This is a genomic window from Streptomyces sp. NBC_00690 (assembly GCF_036226685.1).
Taxonomy (GTDB): domain Bacteria; phylum Actinomycetota; class Actinomycetes; order Streptomycetales; family Streptomycetaceae; genus Streptomyces.
Genome location: NZ_CP109009.1, coordinates 5,886,182 through 5,907,291, shown reverse-complemented (window position 1 = coordinate 5,907,291; position 21,110 = coordinate 5,886,182). Strand labels below are relative to the sequence as shown.

The 21,110-nt window shown below is 71.0% G+C and carries 17 protein-coding genes; 10 read left to right on the top strand and 7 right to left on the bottom strand.

The features are described from left to right. Positions 1 to 37 precede the first annotated feature (37 nt). From OID54_RS26035 to OID54_RS26015, 5 genes are read left to right on the top strand one after another with little or no spacing between them, the layout of a single operon-like run. Positions 38 to 1,114, top strand: a complete 1,077-nt coding sequence (locus OID54_RS26035; RefSeq protein ID WP_443055795.1) for a FecCD family ABC transporter permease — start codon at positions 38 to 40, stop codon at positions 1,112 to 1,114. A gap of 32 nt (positions 1,115 to 1,146) precedes the next feature. After that, positions 1,147 to 2,070: an ABC transporter ATP-binding protein gene (locus OID54_RS26030; RefSeq protein ID WP_329023300.1), complete on the top strand. Its 924-nt coding sequence runs from the start codon at positions 1,147 to 1,149 to the stop codon at positions 2,068 to 2,070. Next, on the top strand, positions 2,067 to 3,803 hold the full coding sequence (locus OID54_RS26025; RefSeq protein WP_329023297.1) for an ABC transporter ATP-binding protein: 1,737 nt from the start codon (positions 2,067 to 2,069) through the stop codon (positions 3,801 to 3,803). The genes OID54_RS26030 and OID54_RS26025 overlap by 4 nt, the downstream gene beginning before the upstream one ends. Continuing rightward, positions 3,800 to 5,722: an ABC transporter ATP-binding protein gene (locus tag OID54_RS26020; protein ID WP_329023295.1), complete on the top strand. Its 1,923-nt coding sequence runs from the start codon at positions 3,800 to 3,802 to the stop codon at positions 5,720 to 5,722. The genes OID54_RS26025 and OID54_RS26020 overlap by 4 nt, the downstream gene beginning before the upstream one ends. 3 nt (positions 5,723 to 5,725) lie before the next feature. Next, positions 5,726 to 6,616, top strand: a complete 891-nt coding sequence (locus OID54_RS26015) for a siderophore-interacting protein (RefSeq protein ID WP_329023293.1) — start codon at positions 5,726 to 5,728, stop codon at positions 6,614 to 6,616. Between the two features lie 127 nt (positions 6,617 to 6,743). On the opposite strand, the gene OID54_RS26010 is transcribed toward OID54_RS26015, so the two are convergent. The 4 genes from OID54_RS26010 to cseB all read right to left on the bottom strand — a co-directional run bounded on the left by OID54_RS26010 (position 6,744) and on the right by cseB (position 10,986). Further along, on the bottom strand, positions 6,744 to 7,691 hold the full coding sequence (locus tag OID54_RS26010) for an endonuclease/exonuclease/phosphatase family protein (protein WP_443055794.1): 948 nt from the start codon (positions 7,689 to 7,691) through the stop codon (positions 6,744 to 6,746). 44 nt (positions 7,692 to 7,735) lie between these two features. Then, a complete protein-coding gene (locus tag OID54_RS26005) occupies positions 7,736 to 8,701 on the bottom strand; it encodes a D-alanyl-D-alanine carboxypeptidase family protein (protein ID WP_329023289.1) in 966 nt (321 codons plus the stop codon). Positions 8,702 to 8,974: 273 nt separating this feature from the next. Next, positions 8,975 to 10,177 (bottom strand): ATP-binding protein, encoded by a 1,203-nt coding sequence (locus OID54_RS26000; RefSeq protein WP_443055793.1) that lies wholly within the window; start codon positions 10,175 to 10,177, stop codon positions 8,975 to 8,977. An 80-nt stretch (positions 10,178 to 10,257) separates the two neighbouring features. Continuing rightward, positions 10,258 to 10,986 carry a two-component system response regulator CseB gene (cseB, locus tag OID54_RS25995; RefSeq protein ID WP_329027796.1) on the bottom strand — a complete coding sequence of 243 codons (729 nt, stop codon included), beginning with the start codon at positions 10,984 to 10,986 and terminating at the stop codon, positions 10,258 to 10,260. Positions 10,987 to 11,388: 402 nt separating this feature from the next. Between cseB and OID54_RS25990 the strand changes: the two genes are divergently transcribed. Then, a complete protein-coding gene (locus OID54_RS25990) occupies positions 11,389 to 12,198 on the top strand; it encodes an SAM-dependent methyltransferase (protein WP_329023285.1) in 810 nt (269 codons plus the stop codon). Positions 12,199 to 12,285: 87 nt separating this feature from the next. Here OID54_RS25990 and OID54_RS25985 read toward each other — a convergent pair whose 3' ends face one another. Together OID54_RS25985 and ku are read right to left on the bottom strand one after the other, a co-directional pair. Next, on the bottom strand, positions 12,286 to 14,037 hold the full coding sequence (locus OID54_RS25985) for a serine/threonine-protein kinase (RefSeq protein ID WP_329023283.1): 1,752 nt from the start codon (positions 14,035 to 14,037) through the stop codon (positions 12,286 to 12,288). 94 nt (positions 14,038 to 14,131) lie between these two features. Continuing rightward, positions 14,132 to 15,193: a non-homologous end joining protein Ku gene (gene ku, locus OID54_RS25980; protein ID WP_329023281.1), complete on the bottom strand. Its 1,062-nt coding sequence runs from the start codon at positions 15,191 to 15,193 to the stop codon at positions 14,132 to 14,134. A gap of 58 nt (positions 15,194 to 15,251) precedes the next feature. On the opposite strand from ku, the gene ligD reads away from it, so the two are divergent. Together ligD and OID54_RS25970 are read left to right on the top strand one after the other, a co-directional pair. Continuing rightward, positions 15,252 to 16,127: a non-homologous end-joining DNA ligase gene (ligD, locus tag OID54_RS25975; protein ID WP_329023279.1), complete on the top strand. Its 876-nt coding sequence runs from the start codon at positions 15,252 to 15,254 to the stop codon at positions 16,125 to 16,127. A 136-nt stretch (positions 16,128 to 16,263) separates the two neighbouring features. Continuing rightward, the gene (locus tag OID54_RS25970) at positions 16,264 to 17,169 is read left to right on the top strand and encodes an ATP-dependent DNA ligase (protein WP_329023277.1); all 906 of its coding nucleotides are present in this window, start codon (positions 16,264 to 16,266) and stop codon (positions 17,167 to 17,169) included. A gap of 90 nt (positions 17,170 to 17,259) precedes the next feature. Here the strand turns inward: OID54_RS25970 and OID54_RS25965 are convergent, their stop codons facing one another. Further along, a complete protein-coding gene (locus tag OID54_RS25965) occupies positions 17,260 to 18,297 on the bottom strand; it encodes a nuclease-related domain-containing protein (protein WP_329023275.1) in 1,038 nt (345 codons plus the stop codon). 181 nt (positions 18,298 to 18,478) lie between these two features. On the opposite strand from OID54_RS25965, the gene OID54_RS25960 reads away from it, so the two are divergent. Both OID54_RS25960 and OID54_RS25955 read left to right on the top strand, forming a co-directional pair. Next, positions 18,479 to 20,668 (top strand): PBS lyase, encoded by a 2,190-nt coding sequence (locus OID54_RS25960; RefSeq protein WP_329023273.1) that lies wholly within the window; start codon positions 18,479 to 18,481, stop codon positions 20,666 to 20,668. Next, the gene (locus OID54_RS25955; RefSeq protein WP_329023271.1) at positions 20,665 to 20,991 is read left to right on the top strand and encodes a zinc-ribbon domain-containing protein; all 327 of its coding nucleotides are present in this window, start codon (positions 20,665 to 20,667) and stop codon (positions 20,989 to 20,991) included. The genes OID54_RS25960 and OID54_RS25955 overlap by 4 nt, the downstream gene beginning before the upstream one ends. Positions 20,992 to 21,110: the final 119 nt, after the last annotated feature.

Below are 21,110 nucleotides of genomic sequence, written 5' to 3'. Positions count from 1 at the left end.
GGAACGGGAACCCGTCGTGACCGCCACCCACCCGCCCGTGCCCTCGGTGGCGACGGTCGACAAGCCGTCCACGGGCGTCGACTTCGGACGTCCCGCCTGGGCCCTGCGGCGGTTCGGGTTCGCCCTGCGCGTGGACCGTCGTACCGTCCTGATCTGCTTTGTTCTCACCGCCGCCATCTGTGTGCTCAGTGTGCTCACCCTGGGCACGGGCTCCATCTCGCTGACCCCCGCCCAAGTGGTGACCGCGCTCTTCGACGCCGATTCGGACCGTCGGGCGCGGCTCGTCGTCGTGGACTGGCGACTGCCGAGGCTGCTGTTCGCACTCGTCTGCGGTGCGGCACTGGCCATCAGCGGGGCGCTCTTCCAGTCCCTCACCAAGAACCCGCTCGGCTCCCCCGACATCATCGGCTTCTCGTCCGGCTCCTACGCGGGGGCGAGCGTCGTCATGCTGCTGTTCGGCACCGCGAACTACCTCGCGGTCGGCACCGGTTCGCTGATCGGCGGGGCCGTGGCCGCGCTGGTGGTGTACCTGCTCGCGTACCGGGGCGGGCTGCACCCGTTCCGGTTGATCATCGTCGGTATCGCCGTCGGCGCCGGGCTCAGCTCGCTGACCTCGATGCTGTTGCTGTCGGTGAGCCCGCACCAGGCGATGTTGGCCGCGACCTGGGCGGCTGGGTCGCTCAGCGGTCTGGGATTCGACGAACTGGTCCCCACGGCCGTCACCTTCGTCGCCCTGGTGCTCTGTTCCATCGCCGTCGTACGGCCCCTGGTGCAGTTGGAGATGGGTGACGACACCGCCGTGGCGCTCGGGGTCCGGGCCCAACGCGCCCGACTGGCCGGCACCGTCGTCGGGGTGGCGCTCACCGCCCTGGTGACGGCCGCCGTCGGCCCGATCGCCTTCATCGCCCTGGCCGCCCCGCAGATCGCCCAGCGTCTGACGAAGAGCTCCACCACGCTGCGGATCGTGCCCGCCGCGCTCACCGGGGCCCTGGTCCTGGTCGCCGCCGACTTCGCCGCGCTCCGCGTGGACCTGCCGGTGGGAGTGGTGACCGTCTGCGTCGGCGGGGTCTATCTCGCCTGGCTCCTCGCCCGCCAGTACGCGACCCGCCGATGAGCCCCGCCCCGCCCGCACCCCAAGGACCCCTCATGTCTCCGAAGACGAAGACCGACCTCCCCGAACCGGACGGCACCGCCGCGCCGGGTCGCACGGACCTGTCCGCCCAGCCGACCGACCGGCACCAGGGCGCCCCGGCCGTCGCGCCCGCGCCCGCCCGGCTGGAGGTGCGCGACGCAACCTTCGGCTATGCCCGCCGTCCCGTCTCCGAGCATCTGAACCTGCAAATACCGGAAGGTTCCTTCACCGCGATCATCGGCCCCAACGCCTGCGGCAAGTCGACCCTGTTGCGCGCTGTGGCCCGACTGCTCGCCCCCAGCGCCGGTCAGGTGCTGCTCGACGGCCGGTCGATCGCTCAGTACCGCTCCAAGGAGGTCGCGCGCCGCCTCGGGCTGCTGCCGCAGACCTCGCTCGCGCCGGACGGCATCAGCGTCGCCGAACTCGTGGCCCGGGGCCGCTATCCGCACCAGAAGATGACCCGCCAGTGGACGGCCGAGGACGAGCGTGCCGTCGCCGAGGCGATGACCGCGACCTCCGTCACCGATCTGTCCGGCCGGCTCGTCGACGAACTCTCCGGCGGTCAGCGTCAACGCGTGTGGGTCGCGATGGTGCTCGCCCAGCAGACGCCCGTCCTCCTCCTGGACGAGCCGACCACCTTTCTCGACATCGCCCACCAGATCGACCTGCTGGAGCTCTTCACCGATCTGCACCGCTCCGGCCGTACGCTCGTCGCGGTCCTGCACGACCTCAACCACGCCGCCCGCTACGCCTCCCACCTGGTCGCCATGCGGGACGGACGGGTCGTCGCCGAGGGCCCGCCGGCCGAGGTGATGACGGCCGATCTGGTGCACGAGGTGTTCGAGCTGCCGTGCCGGGTGGTGCCCGACCCGGAGACCGGTACCCCGATGGTCGTCCCGCTGGCCCGGCACCGACTGCCCGACGGAACCGCCGCGTGAGCCGGGCGCAGGGTGCACGGCCCGGTCCGCCGTCCGGTGCCGGAGCGCTGTTCAAGATCGCGCTGCTGCGCGGTGGACGCGGTCTGCGACTGGGGCTCACCACCCTGGCGTTCATGGTCCACCAGCTCTGCGAGGCGCTGGTGCCGATCCTCATCGGCGTCATCATCGACCGGGCGCTGGAGCCCGCCGATCCGGCCGCCCTGCTGCGCTGGATCGCGGTCCTCGCCGGGGTGTTCCTCGCCCTGTCCCTGTCGTACCAGCGGGCGTCGGCCGCGATGGTCGACGTCTACGGTTATGCCGAGCACGAGTTGCGCCAGCTCACCATGGTGCGGCTCCTGGACCCCTACGGGCTGCGCAGGCGGCCGGGCGCGGGCGAGGCGCTGTCCCTGGTCTCCTCCGACACCTACCGGGTCGCCGGGGTCTCCTGGAGCGTCGTCGACCAGGCGGCCACGATCACCGCGATCCTCACCGCATCGACGGCCCTGCTGCTCATCTCCGTGCCCCTCGCGCTCGGGGTCATCGTCAGCACGGTCCTGGTCCTGCTGCTGATGCGGCGGCTCGCGATGCCCCTCGAAGCGCGGGGCCTGGCCGAACAGGGCTCCGCCGCCCGGGCGGGAGAGGTCGCCACCGACATGATCACCGGACTGCGGGTGCTGTCCGGAATGAACGCCCAGACGGAGGCCGCCAGCCGCTATCGAGAGGCGAGTGATGCGTCGAAGCGAGGGGCCGTCGCCGCGGCGCGGGCCGTTCTGGGGTACTCGGCCCTCAGTCTGCTGCTGTCTGGTGTCTTTCTGGCCGCGCTGGCCACCGCGTCCGGCTATCTCGCCCTCCGGGGTGAGCTGACCATCGGCCAGTTGGTGACCGTCCTCGGGCTCGCCCAGTTCCTCCAGGGCTCCCTGGCCCATGTCGGAACGTTCGCCTCCAACTGGGCCCACAAGCGGGCATCCGCGCGGCGGATCGCCGATCTGCTGGCCGAACCGCCCCTGATCGCCGCCGCGTCGACGGGGGTCGTGCCGCCTGCCCGGTCCCCGTCCGACCCACCGGACCCGTCCGGTTCCCCGACGGCCGTTCCCATCGTCTGGCAGCCGCCAGGCCACGGGACACCGCTGGTGCTGGTGCCCGGGGAGCTCATCGGAGTGGTCCCCCGGCACCCGGCGCACGCACGGAACCTCAGCGACCGGTTGGCGTGCCGCGTCCCACCGGGTCGAGGGGACATCGTGATCGACGGAACCGACGCCGTCGACCTCGGCCCCGAGACGGTCCGCGCGCACATCGCGGCACCGCCCCACCAGGGCACCCTGTTCTCCGGCACCCTGCGGGCCAATCTGACGCCACCGGGTGTCGCCCCCGTACCCGCCGTGGTGCGGGCGGCCGTCCTGGACGACGTACTGGAGCACATCGGCGGCCCGGACGCGGACATCGGCGAGCACGGCAGCAGGCTCTCGGGCGGTCAGCGGCAGCGGCTCCTGCTCGCGCGGGCACTGCACGCGGGCACTGAGGTGGTCGTCCTGGACGAGCCCGCCACCGCGGTCGATCCGGTGACCGAACAGCGGATCGCGGAGGGGCTCGGACGGCTCCCGGGCACCACCGTACTGATCACCACCAGCCGCATCCTGCTGTCCAGCTGCGACCGGGTGGTCGACCTCACCGAGGCGGCCGACGACGGACGCGCGGGCGGTCTCGCGCACGACGACGGCCAACGAGACGACCAACCGAACGGAACACTCCGGTGACCCCGACCGCATCCGCCCCGGACTCGACCACAGCCAAAGCCACGGCCACGGCCACGGCCACGGCGTCGGACGCTGACCATCGGCTGCCCGTTGCCACCCCGCGTCGGACCCGACAGGAGGTGGTGCGCCGACTCGGCCACCACCGCCGACGGTTGGCCGCCACCCTGTGCGTACTGCTCGCCGGTACCGCAAGCGCCCTCACCACCCCTCCGCTGCTCGGCGCCATCGTCGACACGGTCGTCGACGGGGCGGGAACCGGTCGTCTGACCGCACTCGGCGCGGCCCTCGTCGGTGCCTCGCTGGTCAGCGCCGCACTCGGCTACCTCGGTGGGCGGATGCTGGTCGCCCTGGTGCAGGACGTACTGGCCGGGTTGCGCGAGGACGTGTTCGACGCCGCGGTGCGGCTGCCCCCCGACACCTTGGAGGCATCGGGCAGTTCCGATGTGGTCTCCCGGGTCACGGGCGATGTCGAAGCGGTGTCCGAAGCGGCCTCGGGAGTGCTGCCCGACATCACCAGTGCGGCACTCACCATCGTCCTGACCGTGGCGGGCCTCGCCGTCCTCGACCCGCGCCTCGCGGTCGCCGGGCTGGTCTGCGTACCCCTGCACTGGTACGCCACCCGCCGCTTCCTCGCCCGCTCACACCAGGTGTACGGGGACATCCGTCAGTTGGAGTCCACGCGCGGGCAGACCGTCATCGAGGCGGTACGCGGCGCCGAGACGATCCGGGCGTACGGGGCGCAGCACACGCATCTGACCGAACTCGCCGAGCGCAGCGAACGCGCCGTCGATCGGCAGCGTGACGGCGTACGGCTGCGCAACAGCTTCTTCGGCTGGCTGAACACCGCCGAGTTCATCGGTCTGGCCGCCGTGTTGACCACCGGCTATGTGCTGCTCGGTCAGGGCGCGATCACCCTGGGGACGGCCACGGCGGCTGCCCTGTACTTCCACCGGCTGTTCGACCCGATCGGTGTGTTGCTGACCAGCCTGGACGACATCCAGCGCGCGACGGTGGGACTGGCCCGTCTGGTCGGCGTCACGGACCTGGCCCCGCCGGGCGGATCCGCCTGCGCACCGGCCGGCCGGCCGCCGCGCCCCGCGCAACCGCCCGCCGTCTCCGTGGTCGATGTCTCGTACGCGTACGACGGTGCAGCCCGGGAGGCCCTGTGCGATGTCACCCTGTCGATCCCCAGTGGTCGGACCGTCGCCCTGGTGGGCGCCAGCGGTTCGGGCAAGAGCACCCTGGCGCGTCTGGTCGCGGGGGTCGGTCGGCCGGTGCGGGGGCGGATCACGGCCGACACCGGGGCGGAGCAGATCGCCGGATATCTGGTGACCCAGGAGGTGCATCTCTTCGGCGGGACGCTCGCCGACAACCTCCGGCTGGCCAAGCCGGCGGCGACCGATGCGGAACTGGTGGCCGCGCTGCGGGAAACCGGTGCCGACTGGGCGCTGGAGCCGGGCCGGGGGCTCGATGCGGTCCTCGGCGGCCCGGACGGCGCGCCCCTGGACGACGGTTCGGTCCAGCACCTGGCGTTGGCCAGGGCTCTGCTGGCCGATCCGCCGCTCCTCGTCCTCGACGAGCCGACCGCCGAGTCGGGCCCGGCCAGTCGTGCCGTGCTCGGCGCGGCCCTCGAACGGGTCACCCGGGACCGGACGAGCGTGATCGTCGCCCACCGCCTCGAACAGGCCCGGGAGTGCGATCACATCGTCCTCCTCAAGGACGGAGAGGTGGCCGAGGAGGGCACCCATGACGCACTCCTGGCCGCGGCGGGCGAGTACGCGGCCCTGTGGCGTGCCTACACGAGCCCCGCACCACAGACTTCAAGGGAGCGGCCGACCCCTGAACTCGGGGCCCTCCGGATCCAAGCCAATGCCGCACCGGCACCCAGCGCCGGTGTGCAAGCCGACAAGGAGCACTGAACCGTGGAGATCTACCGAGCCGTCGTCGCCAGGGTCGAGCCCCTCACCGCCACCATGGTCCGTGTGGTGCTGACTGGTGGGGACCTGTCGAAGTTCGCCTCGACGGGGGTGGGCGACGAGTATGTGCGGCTGTTCTTCCCGCACGGCCCCGACCGTCATGACCTGTCCCTGCCGGTCGCGACGGAGACCAGTTGGGAGACCCCGGAGGGCAGTCCCACCGCGCCCATGCGGACGTACACGATCCGTGCGGTACGGCCGGAAGTGAACGAGATCGACATCGACTTCGTGCTGCACGACCACGGTGTGGCCGCGACCTGGGCGGCGGGGGCCCAACCGGGCGATCCCTTGGGCTTCAACTCCCCCACCGGGCTCTACGACCCGCCCGAGGACGTCACCCGTCAGATCCTGGTCGCGGACCAGACCGGGTTGCCGGCGGTCGCCCGGCTGTTGGAGAACACCCCGGACCACATCACCACCAGGGTGATCGTCGAAGTGCCGGACCAGGCGTCGGTGCAGCCCCTGCCGGCCCACCCGCGCGCCAAGGTCACCTGGGCGTACGGCGGCAACGGCCACGGCCCGAGCCGGCTGGCGGATCTGGTGACCGCGGCCCTGCCCGAGGACAGCGATCTCACCGGCACCTACGTGTGGACCGCGGGCGAGACCACGGCCCTGCGCACCGTGCGCAAACACTTCCGCAAGACGCTGTCCCTGCCCTCCAGCCGCTTCAAGGTCGTCGGCTACTGGTCTCCCAACGCCGACTCCTGGACTGAGCGTTGGGAAGCGCTGCCGGCCGATGTGAAGGCCGAACTGGAGGCCCTGTGGGAGGACCCGAAGGACGATCTGGAGGACGTCACGATCGCGTACGAGGACCGGCTGAGCGGCCTGGGCCTCTGAATCCGAGCGGGATGCCATGACCGGCCGGCACCTGGTGTCATCTGCCGAGGGCGGCGGCCCGAGCCCGTACACAGGTGGTCGTTAGGGCTGTTGGTGCTGCCGGGTTGGCAGGGCTGTTGTGATCCTGTCAGAGGCGGAAGGAGGCGACCACGGGCAGGTGGTCGCTCCCGGTCGGGGGGAGGGTGTCGGCCGACGTCGGCCGAAGGCCACGGGCGAGGATGTGGTCGATGCGGGCCAGCGCAAAGCGGGCCGGCCAACTGAAGCCGAAGCCGTCCCCGGCGACCTCCTGTGCGGAGGTCATCCCGTCCAGAAGCGAGGCCAGTCCACGATCGTGGGACGTGCCGTTGAAGTCGCCCACGAGTAGGACCTTCGCCGCGGGGTCCCGGTCGACGGCCCGGGCCAGCAGATCTGCTGCCTGGTCCCTGCGGTTGGTGGTGAAACCGGACTCCGAGGTCACCCGGACCGAGGCGAGATGGGCCACGAACACGGTGACGGGCCCCTTCGGCGTGGCGAGGGTGGCACGCAGGGCACGTGGCCACGGCATGATGTCCACGGGCTCGGCCGCCGTCATCGCATAGGTGCTCCACAGACCCACACCGCCCTGCACCGTGTGGTGTCGATAGCGCGCGGGCAGTGCCCCCTGGAACTCCTCCCGTGCGGTGGTGGAGAGTTCTTGGACGGCGATCACCTGGGCACCGGTCTTGGCGAGAGTGCGGGCGGTGCCCGCGGGGTCCGGGTTCTCCGCACCGATGTTGTGACTGACCACGGTGAGCTCCCCGCCGGTCCCTCGTTGGTCGATGAGCGAACCTCCGAACAGACCGAGCCAGGCGAGCCCGGGCAGGAGTGTGGTGATCAGGGCGAGCGGGGCGCGGCGCACCAGCGCGAGGAACAGGAGCAGCGGGATCGCCAGCCATGACCAGGGCAGGAAGGTGTCGACGAGGCTGCCCGAGTTGCGTGCGCCGTTGGGGACCAGTGGGTGGGCGAGCAGGGCGATCGCGTACAGGAGGCTCGCGGCGGCGATCCACCGGCCGTTGGCGCTGCGCAGATCGAATCTTCGTCGTGACCGGTCGTCCATGGCGCGGGGGAGGGCTTCGGTGGTGGTGAGGGGTGCTTCGACGGTCATGGCCGGCCGCCCCTGCGCGCGGCCTCGGCGAGCCGTTCGGCGGCCTGGAAAGCGGCGTCCAACCCTTCGGCGGGTGTGGTGTTCGGCTTCTGGTGCAGTACGACACCGAGGACGAGCCCCGCGTCTGATCCCCGCCCGGTCGTGGCGGCCCACATCAGGGCCCCGCCGGCGGGGGTGCTCGATCCGGTCTTGATCCCGATGTTGCCCGCGGTGCCGAGCAGTCTGTTGGTGTTGGCAAGGGTGCCCGTGGGACCGCCGACGGCGACTTCCGGGGTGGCGACGATCGCCCGGAAGGTCGCGTCGCGCATCACCTTCCGGGCCAGCCGCAACTGATCGTCGGAAGTGCTCATGGTGGTGGGTCCGAGTCCGCTCGCGTCGGTGTACGTGGTCCGTCGCATGTCGAGAGCGGCTGCGGCACGGTTCATCTTGGTGACGAAGGCGGCTTCGCTCCCGGCGTCCCAACGGGCCAGCAGTCGGGCGATGTTGTTTCCCGAGGGGAGGAGCAGCATCTCCAGCAGTTGCCGCTGGGTGAGCCGCTGACCCGCTTCGACACGGACGGTCGACTCCACCGATGAGTGTGATTCGTCCTGCGCCTGTTGGTCGACGGTGATGACCGGCCCGGACTGTCCCTGCCTCAGCGGGTGGCCGCTGAGGATGACATGCGCGGTCATCACCTTGGTGACGCTGGCGATGGGTACGGGTTTCTGCTCACCGCTGGTGCCGGAGGCCCCGGTGCGGGTGTCGGTCACACTCGCCTGGCCGTCCTGTGGCCATGGCAAGGACAGGGCGCCGGTGGAGAGCGAGGGCTTCGACTCCTGGTGCTCCTCGGTTCCGCTGGTGATGACCCAGCCGCCGAGTGCGGTCAGCAGCAGCGCCATGGCCGCGCCCCAGATCACGGGGGCGGGTGCCCGTCGCGGTGGCCGGCGGTCGGGGATCGGACCGTGGTCGGACGGGATGTGCATGGCTGCCTCCGGGGGACGGACACGCGGGATTGCGCATGTCGGTCAGCCTGTGGGAGGGGTGTGTCCGCACCGCTGAGATCACCCGTCGGGCAGCGCTCGGCCATGTGTCAGCCACGCATCAGGCCGGGCACGGATCGGATCACCGCAGGTCCGGGGCCAGATCACCGCCGTTGTCAGCGCGGCCGTTGTCAGAACGCGGGCCAAGCCGGAGCGCGGGCCAAGCCGGAGCGCGGGCCAAGCCGGAGCGCGGGCCAAATCAGATCGTGGGGCGAGTCAGTGCGCGGGCGGGGCCTGGTCGGGCAGTCTCAGGGCGGCGATCGCTCCGCCGTCCTCCGCATTGGAGAAGTGGAGTGTGGCCCCGATGACCCGGGCCTGTCCGAGCGCGATGGTCAGTCCGAGCCCATGGCCGTGGCCGCGTTCCGCAACACCGGTGCGAAATCGTTGCGGCCCATTGGCCAGGAGGGATTCGGGAAAGCCCGGACCGTGGTCCCGTACGGTCACGCTCGTGCCGTCCACGCGTACCTCGACGGGCTCACGACCGTGGCGGTGGGCGTTGAGCACCAGATTGGTGATGATGCGGTCCAGGCGACGCGGGTCGGTCGGAACGCGCTGGTCGTGGACGATCACCGTACGGGTGGGCAGCCCGGTCCGTGTCACCGATTCCTCGACGACATTGCCGACCGGCACGATCCGTTCGTCGGCCGCCTCCGCGCCCGCGTCGAGGCGTGAGATCTCCAGCAGGTCTTCGACCAGTCCGCGCAGCACGCGCACCCGGTCCCGCACGAGTTCGGTCGCCGGTCCCTCGGCCAGCAACTCGGTGGAGGTGACCAGTCCCATCAGCGGTGTGCGCAGTTCATGGGCGACATCCGCGGTGAACCGCTGTTCGTCGATCAGCCGCTGCTGGAGGGACTGGGCCATCGAGTCGACCGCTCCTGCGATCTCGGTGACCTCATCGCCTTTGCGTCCACCCGATCCGGTGCGGGCGTCCAATTCCCCGTCCGCGATGCGCCGAGCGGTGCGCGCCACCCGGCGCAGCCGGCGGCTGAGGAGTTCGGTGAGGACCAGTGAGAGTGGGGTGATCACGCCCAGGGTGGCGGCGGAGACCTTGATGATGGTGCGGTCCAGGGCGGCCAGATTCCGCTGGTCCGCGCTCAACTCGATCTCCACGGCAAGCACCTGGCCGCCGACGGACTGGCCCGCCCACATCCAGGGACCGTGCCGTCTCTCGGTGTCGTACCAGGTGGCGGATGCGCCTCGGGCGCGCTCCACCCGGCTGAGGAGTTCGGGCGGAATCTCCTCCCCCGCCAACACTCCCCGGTCCGGCCGGAAGACGTCCTCGCCCCGCCGGTACTCCTCGATGACGGTCTCCAGTTCGTAGAGGGCACTGCTCCTGCCCTCAGACAGCTGGCGCTGCTCGGTGGCCCGGTGAACGAGCGCGCCCACCGTCACCGCCACCGCGCAGGACGTCAGGACCACCAGCGCGGCGATCTTCCAGCGCAGTGATCGCCAGTTCCACGAGCCCCTGAGGGCATTTCCGTTTCCTGTGCGCATCGCCGTCAGCGCCGCAGCTTGTAGCCGAAGCCGCGGACCGTTTCGATGCGGTCCGCGCCGATCTTCTTGCGCAGGCGCTGGACGCAGAGGTCCACAACCCGGGTGTCGCCGTCCCAGCCGTAGTCCCACACGTTGCGCAGCAGTGTCTGCCGGTCCAGGACGATCCCGGGGTGCGCGGCGAACTCCAGCAGGAGTTTGAGCTCCGTGGGGGCCAGGGCGATCCGCTCTTTGTCGCGGAACACATCGAGCCCACGGGTGTCCACGGTCAGATCGCCGAAGACAAGAGTGTCGCGGTCCGCTGCCGAGGCCGCCCCAGCCGTCTCGGAGGGGTCGGGGGTGAAGGTCGTACGGCGCAGCAAGGCTCGGATCCGGGCCACCAGTACGGGAGTGTCGACCGGCTTCACCACATAGTCATCGGCGCCCGCTTCCAGGCCCGACACCACGTCCAGGGAGTCGCCGCGCGCCGACATCATCAAGATGGGCACCTGGCTGGTCTCCCGCACCTTGCGGCACAGACCGATGCCGTCCAGCTCCGGCAGCATCACATCGAGCAGCAGCAGATCGGGCGCGTGCTCGCGGAACATCTCCAGACCGGTCAGGCCGTCGGCGGCCGAGTGCACCCGAAAGCCGTAGCGCGCCAGGGCCATCGAGACCGAGGTACGGATCACCTCGTCGTCCTCGACGAGAAGGAGGACCGGAGTCCCTTCGGGCGGCTGGGGGGAGCCGGGGACGATGTCCTCCTGCGATGTTGCGCTCACTGCGGGCCTTTCCCTGTACGACGTCGATACCGCTCCACGATCCTCCCTGGTGCTGCGCAGGAGATTCGCCGCGAGCACCTCGACCCGCCGGACCCACTGTGCGGCAGCGACCCATCCGTTGCGCGGAGGCCGTGTATCCAACAGGTATCCGTGGGGCATCGGACCTGCCGACACCACCCGGTGACCGTGGGGCGACAGCTGGACACGGGGCGTACCGGGTGTCTCGTGGCGGTCGGGCAACAGGTCGCGCCGGGCATCCCGTCGGGCTGCGGCAAGCATCGCGGCACCGCTCCAACGGCCCTCCAGTACAGGTGCGTTGGGGCGCTGCGGGGCCGCGCGGCTCTACACTCCCATCCCATCGACTTATGGAGGAACGTTGTGAAACACGAGGAGCAGGCGGCGGACGGGGCCCATGCGGGCCAGGCGCACTCCGCCCGGGTTTATGACTACATTTTGGGCGGCAAGGACCACTACTCGGTCGACGTCGAGGCCGGCAACGCCATGTGTCGGGAGTGGCCGGCTCTTCCGGTCCATATGCGGGCCAATCGCGCGTTCATGCACCGGGCCGCGCGCCATCTGGCGCGTGAGGCGGGCATACGCCAGTTCTTGGACATCGGTACGGGACTGCCCACCTCGCCCAATCTCCATGAGGTGGTCCAGGAGGAGCGTCCGGACGCGGCGGTGGTCTACGTCGACAACGACCCCATCGTGCTCGCCCATGCACAGGCGCTGCTGACCAGTTCGCCCGAGGGGCACACCGCGTACGTGGATGCGGACATGCGCACCCCGGACGCCATCATCGGCTCACCCGCCTTCCGGGAGGCACTGGATCTGCGTGAACCGGTGGGGCTGATGGTCATCGGGATCCTTCACTTCATCCTGCCGCCGGCGGACCATGCCCTGATACGGCGACTGCTCGACCCGCTACCGTCCGGGAGCTATGTGGCCATGTCCATCGGCACGGCCGACTTCGCTCCGGTGGAGGTGGGGCGGGTGGCCTCCGAGTACGAGCGGCGGGGCATGCCGATGTGCCTGCGCACGCGGGAGCAGGCCGAGGCGTTCTTCGACGGGCTGGAGCTCGTCGAGCCGGGCGTCCAGCAGGTGCACAAGTGGCGACCGCCGGCCGACCCGTCACCGGTCGACGACCGGGACATCGCCATGTACGGGGCAGTGGCGCGCAAGCCCTAGGCGTGTCGTTCGGACGGGTCGGTGGCGCGGGTGCGGCCTGCGATGCCGAGGGATGGCGCGCGAAGGGTGCCGGCCGGGAGGCGGCGGTCACTTGGTGGCCGGCACCGTCCTGATCACCTTTCCCGTGCGGTCGGCCAACAGATAGCCCGAGCCGTACTGGTTGGACAGATAGATGGAGATGCCCGCCTCCGACTGGTGGAGGGAGTTCGGCATGTCGAGCACGAGGTAGCGGGAGGTCGGGTCCTCGACGCCCAGGTCCTTCTCGGCCTTCTTGATCAGGGCGGGGACGATGTCCCAGTCGTAGGTGTCGAGTCCCACCGGCTGTTCGCCGCCCATGAGTGTGCCGCTCATGATGCCGCGGGAGACTCCCTCACCGACGCGGTAGTCATAGCTGTCGAAGCGGGTCTTGCTGCCCTTGACCATGCCATTGACGGATGCGTACTCGGGGTACACGACGAACCTGCCCACCTGGTCGGTGCCCATCTCCGCCTTGAGTTCCTTCACCACGAGCCGCAGCCCGTCGGGCGTCAGCAGGCTGGCGGGCTCGCCCTTCTCCTGCCCCTCGGTGTCGTCCTTCTGTTGCGTTCCGGGACCCGAGGGAGAGGGAGTGGCGCCTTTGTCGGTGGACGCGGACGGGGAGGTGGAGCCGCCCGGTGTGGCCGAGGACTTCTTCTCGTCGTCGGGCAGCAACCCGGGCAGCACGCTCCACACCAAGACGGCGGTCAGGGCGGTGGCAAGTAGCGAGGAAACGACGGTCGTGCGGCGTCGGAGCACGGACCGCCGCGGTGGGGCGGACGGCGACACGACGGTCGGCCGAAGGCCGGTGCGCCCGCCCGTGGGGTACGGGGGGACGGCGTCCTGGGACGTCACGGGGTCGATGGGCGGGCCGAAGGTACCGAGCGGCGCGGTGGACGGCGTACTCGGGGGTCCTAGTCGGTACGACGTCTCGGGCGGCACTGTGGAAGCGGGCGGCACCGTGGAAGCGGTCGGCCCGTGCTCGCCTCGGGCGGCGGCAGCCAGCATCCGGTCCACGGTGTCGGCGTCCGGGCGGGCGTCCGGGTCCCTCACCAGGAGGGCCATGAGCACACCGGTCAGCGGGCCCGCCTGACGCGGGGGCGGCAACTCCTCGTTGAGGACGGCGGCGAGCGTGGCGAGGGTCGTCCCCCGGCGCAGCGGATGGACGCCTTCGACGGCGACGTAGAGCATCATCGCCAACGACCAGAGATCGGAACCGGGCCCTCCGTCCTGTCCGGAGATCCGTTCGGGTGCCATGAAGTCGGGTGTGCCGATGAGGGACCCGGTCGCGGTCAGCACGGTCGACTCACGGATGGCGGCGATACCGAAGTCGGTGAGGACGGGACGGCCGTCCGGCCGCAGCAGCACATTGGCGGGCTTCACGTCCCGGTGCTGGATGCCGACGTCGTGCGCGGCGCGCAGGGCGGCCGATATCTCCAGCCCGAGGGCGGCTGCCTCGATCGGCGCCATCGGCCCGCGGGCCAGCCGATCCTGGAGCGAGCCGCCGGTCACCAACTCCATCACCAGCCAGGGGTAGGTGTTCTCGCCGCCGTCGACCACATGGTGGATGGTCACCACATTGGGGTGGTCGACGCGTGCCAGCGCACGGGCCTCCCTCAGTACCCGGGCGCGCAGCAGAAGGGCCGCCTCGGGGTCGTACTCGGCGAGCCCGGGGTCGGGAGGGCGCACTTCCTTCAGCGCCACCGCCCGATCGAGTACCAGATCGCGCGCACGCCACACCGTGCCCATGCCACCACCGCCGAGCCGTGCTTCCAACTCGAAGCGCCCGTCGATGACCCGTCTTGCCGACTCCCCGCCGCTCATGGCCCGGAGCTTACGAGATCGGGAGGACATCCCCGTCCCCGGATCCGGTCCTCCCGCGGGAGTGCTCGTTCGAGGAGGCGCGGTGGCAAGCGGGTCAGGAAGCGCGCTTCTTCGGTGTGGACCGGGTGGTCTGCTTCGTCGTCTTCTTGGCCGCGGTCTTCTTCGCCGCCTTCTCGGGCGCGGCTTTCTTGGCCGTGCTGGTCTTGGTGCCGGTCTTGGTGCCGGTCTTGGTACTGGTCTTGGCGCTGGTCTTCTTGGCGGGCGCCCGTGAGGAGGCGGTCTTCTTCGCGGCCGTCTTCTTTCGTCCCTTGATCGACGTCACCTCGGCCACCGACCCGCTCCCGGACCGGGCGACCGCTTCGCCCTCCGCCCCTTCGCCGCGGGCTTCCTGCGCCGCCTTGACACTGCTCTCCAGAGCAGCCATCAGGTCGATGACCTTGCCGCCGCGCTCGGCGGGTTCAGCTTCGGGCAGCGCCCCGCCGCCCTCGACCTTGGCGGCGATCATCGACTCCACCGCGGTTCGGTAGTCGTCCTGGAGCGAGTCCATGTCCACCTCGCCGAGGGTCTCCATCAGGGCGTCCGCGAGGTCGAGTTCGGCGTCCCGGACCGTCACCTCGGTCTCGGGCGCCACCCCTTCAGGGCGCCGGATCTCGTCCGGCCAGAGCAACCCGTGCATGGCGATCACATCGTCGACGACCCGCAGCATGCCCAGTCGTTCCCGCCCCCGGAGCGCGAACTTGGCCAGGGCGACCTTCTGGCTCCGCTTGAGGGCCTCGCGCAGGAGCGTGTAGGGCTTGGCTGCCGGGACCCCGTTGGCGGACAGGTAGTAGGCGGCGTCCATCTGCAGGGGGTCGATCGAGGCGGCGGGCACGAAGGCCACGATCTCGATCGTCTTGGCCGTGGGCAGGGGAAGGGCTGCGAGGTCCTCGTCCGTGATGGGGATGATCGAGCCGTCGGCGTCCTCGTACCCCTTGCCGATCTCGGCCGCCGTGACCTCCTTGTCCTCCAGCTCGCAGACCTTGCGGTAGCGGATGCGACCGCCGTCCGCTGTGTGGATCTGACGGAAGGAGATGGAGTGGTTCTCGGTGGCGTTCACCAGCTTGATCGGGATGCTGACCAGGCCGAAGGAGATCGCGCCGTTCCATATGGATCGCACGTTAGATCCCTTTCATGAGATTCACACGCATATATGGCTTTCATGCGATTCTCATCGTATGACGCCGATCACCGAGGTGGCCGGGCGGCGGCTGGCGCTCAGCAATCTGGAGAAGGTCATCCACCCGGCCACCGGAACCACCAAGGGCGAGATCCTCCACTACTACGCCACCACCGCGCAGGCGCTCCTCCCCCATGTGCACGACCGCCCGGTCTCCTTCCTGCGCTACCCGGACGGCCCCGAGGGGCAGCTGTTCTTCACCAAGAATCCGCCGCCCGGTACGCCATCGTGGGTAACGACCGCCCCCGTACCGCGCTCGGAGGACCCCCGCGCCCGCCAGGTCGTCATCACCGACCTGCCCTCGCTCGTCTGGGCGGCGAATCTGGTGGTGGAGTTGCACGTACCACAGTGGACGGTCGCCGCCCCGGCCGTCGCCGACCGCATGGTCTTCGACCTGGACCCGGGTGCCCCTGCCTCAGTCGAGGAGTGCTGCGAGGTCGCCCTGTGGCTGCGGGAGCGGCTCGCGGCGGACGGTCTGGACGCCTACGCCAAGACCTCCGGGTCCAAGGGCCTGCACATCCTGGTGCCGCTGGTGCCCACTCCCTCCGCCCAGGTGTCTGCGTACGCCAAGGAACTCGCCCAGGAGGGGGAGAGCGTCCTCCCCCATCTGGTGCTGCACCGGATGAACCGCAAGCTGCGCCCCGGGAAGGTCTTCGTCGACCACAGCCAGAACGCGGCGGCCAAGACCACCGCCGCCCCCTACACCCTGCGGGCGCGGGCCGAGCCGACCGTCTCGGCGCCCCTGACCTGGGAAGAGGTGGAGGCGCGCCGCAATCTGGTGCTGCGGCTGGCGGACATTGCACCGCGACTGGACCGGTACGGGGATCTGATGGGCCCGCTCACCGACCCCGACCGGGCGCGGCCCCTTCCCTGAGGTACCCCCGCACCGAAAGGCGTCGCCCGTAGGAGCCTCCCTCAGCCGTGCACGGTGGGGCCGTCCCGGTGATGCACCGGCCCGGCCCGGCGAGCCCGCACGGGCACCGGCCATCGGGCGGGCCCACCCTGACGCCATGGACGAGAGCCACCCGACCATCGCCCTGCGCCCGCCCGTCGAGGTGATGCGCCCGCGTCCCGTCGATGAGATCCCCGAGCAGGGCAGTACGCCCGGGGGCTTCCAGTACACGGTCAAACTCGACGGATTCCGCGCGATCGCCTTCGTACTGGAGGGCGGTCGGGTCTTCCTCCAGTCGCGCTCCCGTCGGGATCTGGCGCGGGAGTTCCCCGAGATCGCCGCCGAACTGGGGCGGCGGTTGGCGCCGGGGACGGTCCTGGACGGTGAGCTCTGCGCCTACCGGGACGGCCGGCTGAGCTTCACCGACCTGCTGAAGTCCACCACCGAACGGCAACGGCTCGCCGTGCCGGTGTCCTACATTGCCTTCGACGTCCTGGCCGTCCCGGGGCGGGACGTGAGGAACCGCCCGCTGCGGGAGCGCTGGCCGCTTCTGGGAGAGGTGATGGCAGCCGTGGCACCACCGCTGCAACGCGTCCTGGCCACCGAGGACCGGGCCACCGCGGACCTGTGGTTCCGCGATCTGCGCGAGGTGGGCGTCGAGGGGATCGTGGCCAAGGACCTGGACTCCACCTATCGACCGGGCTCCACCTGGTCATGGCGCAAGATCCGGCACGCCGATACGCGCGACGGGCGCCTCCTCGGTGTCTTCGGCGGTCCGGACCGCCCACGGGCGCTGCTGGTCGAACTGCCCGACGGACAGATCGTGCAGACCTCTCCCCGGCTGACGGCCGCGCAGTCCCACCAGGTCGGCGCCATGGTGGGCGATCGCCTCGGCGAGCTGGTGGAGCGACCTGGGCTCGGGCCGGTGCGTCTGCTGGTCGAACCGCTGCTCGTCGAGGTGCTCCAGCCGGCGGGGCGGCGGGAGCCGACGGCCCGGTTCGTCCGGGTGCGCTCGGAAGGCTGACGGACCCCGGCCGCTAGAGGTCCACGCCAGCCGGCCAGCCACCCTCCCCTCCCCGGCCCGGCCCTGCCGGACCGGCGAGCCCCGTCCGGATCAGCTGCGCAGCCAGGTGCGGCGATCGCGTGCCAGTGCGTGGAGCGCCGCGATGTCGGCGGGCTTGTGCACCGCCCCGAGGTCGGCGAACGACGCCACATCGCGCTCCCGGAGCACCCGTACGTCCCCCGGCGCCCCCAGCACTTCCAGTCGCGCCGCGCCCACCACGGCGAGAACCGGGCGCACCGCGGTCGCCAGGGCCGAGCAGGCGCGTTCGGCGCGACCGCGGGTGAGCCGCAGCAAGGGCACCGGCGCGCGCCGACCGGCCTGGATCTCGGGGTCCGCGATCCGCAGCCGCAGCCGGTGGGCGGGCACGGTGTGCACCGCGAACACACCACCGGGGCCGATCAGCAGATGGTCGATGCGGTCGGCGCCCGGCAGGGGGACGGCGTGCAGGACCCGCCAGCCCGCGGCGTCGAGTCGCTCCAGTTCCGCGCCGAGCACCTGATGGGCGCGGAGTCGGGCCCGCGCGGGACGGCGGGGATCGCGCCCCCAGCGCCGGGCCGTTCCGGTCGGCAGGTCCAGTTCGGCGTGGATCGTCTCCCCCGGCCGGTTGGGCGCCAGGTCGTCATCGGGGTGGAGGGCGAGCCTGACCAGGTCAGCGGAGGTCGGCACCGGGGGCGGGCCGATGGTCCAGGCACCGGTGAGATGGGGCGCGAGCACGGTCAGCACGGCTTGGCGGTACCGCTCGAAGACCAGACTGATATGCCCGGCGCAGCCCCCGGGGGCGTCCAGAGCCAGGGGCCGACCGCCCTCCCGGGTGTCGACGGGCTCGGCACCACGGGGATCGCCGACCTCACGGGCATCACGGGCCTCACGGACATCGGGCGGATCGTAAGGGTCGGCAGGGTCGGGGTGGTTGGGTTCAGGGTGGCCGGACCGGGCAGGGTGGCCGGACCGGGCAGGGTGGGGAGGCCGGGCTTCGTCACCCCCATCGCCCCCGCTGTCGTACCAGGCGACGTGCCGGCCGTTCGCCAAGCTGACGTAGAGCCGGGTGCGGCCCTCCCAGAGTGCTGGTGTGACCCGTAACAACGCCATGGCACCGCTCCAACCCCCGCGACCGGAAACCGCTCGTGGGATCCATGGGAACAGCCCCGGGGCCTTTGGGGCAATAACCCCTTGGGGCCATGGGTGTGGTGCAGACTCTCCCCAAGCGCGGGGTTCCGGCGCATAGTTCTGCCGCGGAGTTGTGGCGCTCGGCTCGTGGGAGGGGGCAGGCGTGTTCGGGGGTATCGACGAGGTCGACTGGGCCGCACTGGAACATGCCTACGGTCCGGCGGACGATGTGCCCGAATTGCTCCATGGGTTGACGTCGCAGGACCCACAGGAGCGCGAGGCGGCACTCGACGGGATGTACGGGGCGGTGCACCACCAGGGCGATGTCTATGACTCGACGCTGGCCTGCATACCGTTCCTGCTGGAGCTCGTCAGCGACCCGTCCGTCCAGGACCGCGGCGGCATCGTGGAGTTGTTGACCAGCATCGGCGGCATCGATCTCGACGGCGACGACGAGCTCGACCCGGACGACGCCGAGTTCGAGTACGCGGCGAACTACGCCATGGCCGCATCGGCGGTGACCGCGAGCGCCGATGTATTCCTCGCCCTCGTCGACTCCGACGACCGCGGCGTACGGCTGACCGCCCCGCTCGCCCTCGCCACGCTGCACGGCGAACCCGAACTGGTGCTGGGGCTGCTGAGGGAGCGTCTGAAGATCGAGCAGGATCCGGAGGTGCGCTTCGCCTGTGTGGAGGCGGCGGGCCGGGTGGCGCTACGACACGGCTGGCTGGCGTCCGAGGTCGTGGAGTGGCTGGTGGAACTGGCCGGACTGCCCGAAGGGGTCGCGGGCCCCTTACCGCCGGGCCCGGACGGTTCTCCGCTCCCGACCGCTGCCGACCCCGTGGGCCCGTCCCGCACCTACGACGCTGGCCTGCGGCTCTCCGCACTCGCGCAACTCGCCCGCTGTGCGCCCCTCGCCCTGCCCCCGGACGTGGTCACCGGAGTGACGGGACTCCTGCGCGAGCTGCGGGACGAGCCCAGCGCTCCCGCGGCCCCCGGAGTGATGCCGTCCGCCTCGGGCGGATCGCGACCGGAGCAGGGCCACTTCGTCACCGGCCGCCCCACCCCCTGGACCGGCGATCTGCTGCGTACGCTCCACTCCGGACTGGGCGACCGGGTCACCGACCGCACGGCGCTCCTGGCCGACCAGCTGCGCAGCCCCGACGGCGGGCAGCGGTTGGACGCGGTACGGATGAGCTGTGCCCTGCTGCGCACCTGGCGCGGGGAGTACGCCGAGCTGGTGGGTCTCATCGGCACCCAGCTGGCGAGACGGGAGCCCAGGCTGGCCGATGCCGCCGCGGTGACCTTGGGCGAGCTGTTCTCACTCGCGGCGCCGGCGGCTGATGCGCTGGCGGAGTTCGTGGTGGCCGACCCCGGTCGCTGGGTCCAGGAGTGGGCCACGGGCCCGCGGATGCTGGGCAGTGCGCTGACCGCTCTGGCACGCACGGGCGACCCTCGGGCGGTGCCGGTGCTGGCGCGTCTGCTGGAGCTGCCCGAGACCCCTCAGGACCTGGGGCAGGTGCTGGACCCGCTCGGCGGTGCGGCGATCGCGCTCGTACCGGCGCTGCGCGGGCGGCTGGCCGACATGGCACTGGATCACCGGCTCTATGACCTGGCGGGGCCTGTGCTGTCCGGGCTGACGGCGCTGCGGGCCGTGGAGGCGCTCCCGGAGGTGCTCAGGGTGCTCAGGGGTGCGCCGGAGTACCGCAGGGAGTGGGTGATCGAGTTGGTGCTGCGGGCGCTGACGGCCTTCGGCCCGGCGGCCCGTGCCTCGATACCGGACCTGCGTGCGCTGTTGGTGCGGGCGGGGGGCTCGCAGGCGCTGTCGGGTGCGTTCGGGGCGAAGACGGCGGGTGCGCTGTGGTCGGTGGAGGGCGATCCGACGGTGATACTGCCCGCCCTGCGCACCGCGCTGTCATCAACGGACTCGGGGGCTCGACGTTCGGCGGCCTCGGTACTCGGTGCCATGGGCGGGGCTGCCCGGGAGACGGCGCCCGAGCTCAGTGCGCTGCTGCGGGCGCCGGACCCCTGGACGCGGGTGGATGCCGCGCTCGCCCTGTGGCGGATCACGGGCGAGCCCGATCGGGCGTGGCCGGTCTTGGCGGGCGCCTGGGATGCGCTGCCGTTCACACGCGTTCCGATCGCCGAGCGGTTGGCAGAGACGACGGCCGACAGTGGTACTGCGGTGGCGCACGGGGCACACGGGGCCGTGGAGATGTTGCGGGCGGAGCTGGGCCGGGTCCGACGTCACAACGCCATCGACGGCGGGTACGGCAGCCATGACATCGTGAGGGATGAGAAGCTGCTGGCCCTGTGCCGGCGGGCGCTGACCAGGGAGAGACCGACGACATGATCATTTTCGGTACCAAGGGATACCTCCACCAGCTGGCGATGTTGACCCTCGTCTGCGGGTCCTGTGGCAATCCGGCCGCGCACGCACTGCGCAAGCGGGTCACCAAGTTCACGCTGTTCTTCGTGCCGCTGTTCCCGGTCTCGACGAAGTACTCCACGCAGTGCACGTTCTGCGGGGCCGAGCAGAAGCTCGTCAAGGAGCAGGCCGACCGGTTGTTGGCGCAGGGCGACGGCTGGCAGCAGGGCGGTCAGGGAGGCCCGTCGTACGGGGGGCTCCAGCAGGGACAGCAAGGCCAGCAGGGCCAGAACCCCTACCAGCGCTGAGCAGGGCGGTCACGGGGACCTCTCCGTGACCGCCGGCACCGGACCGGTCTCGCTCGGTCCCACCATCGGGGGCACGGGCCGCTGCGCATAAAGTGGTCGGGCCCGTCATTCCCAGCCAC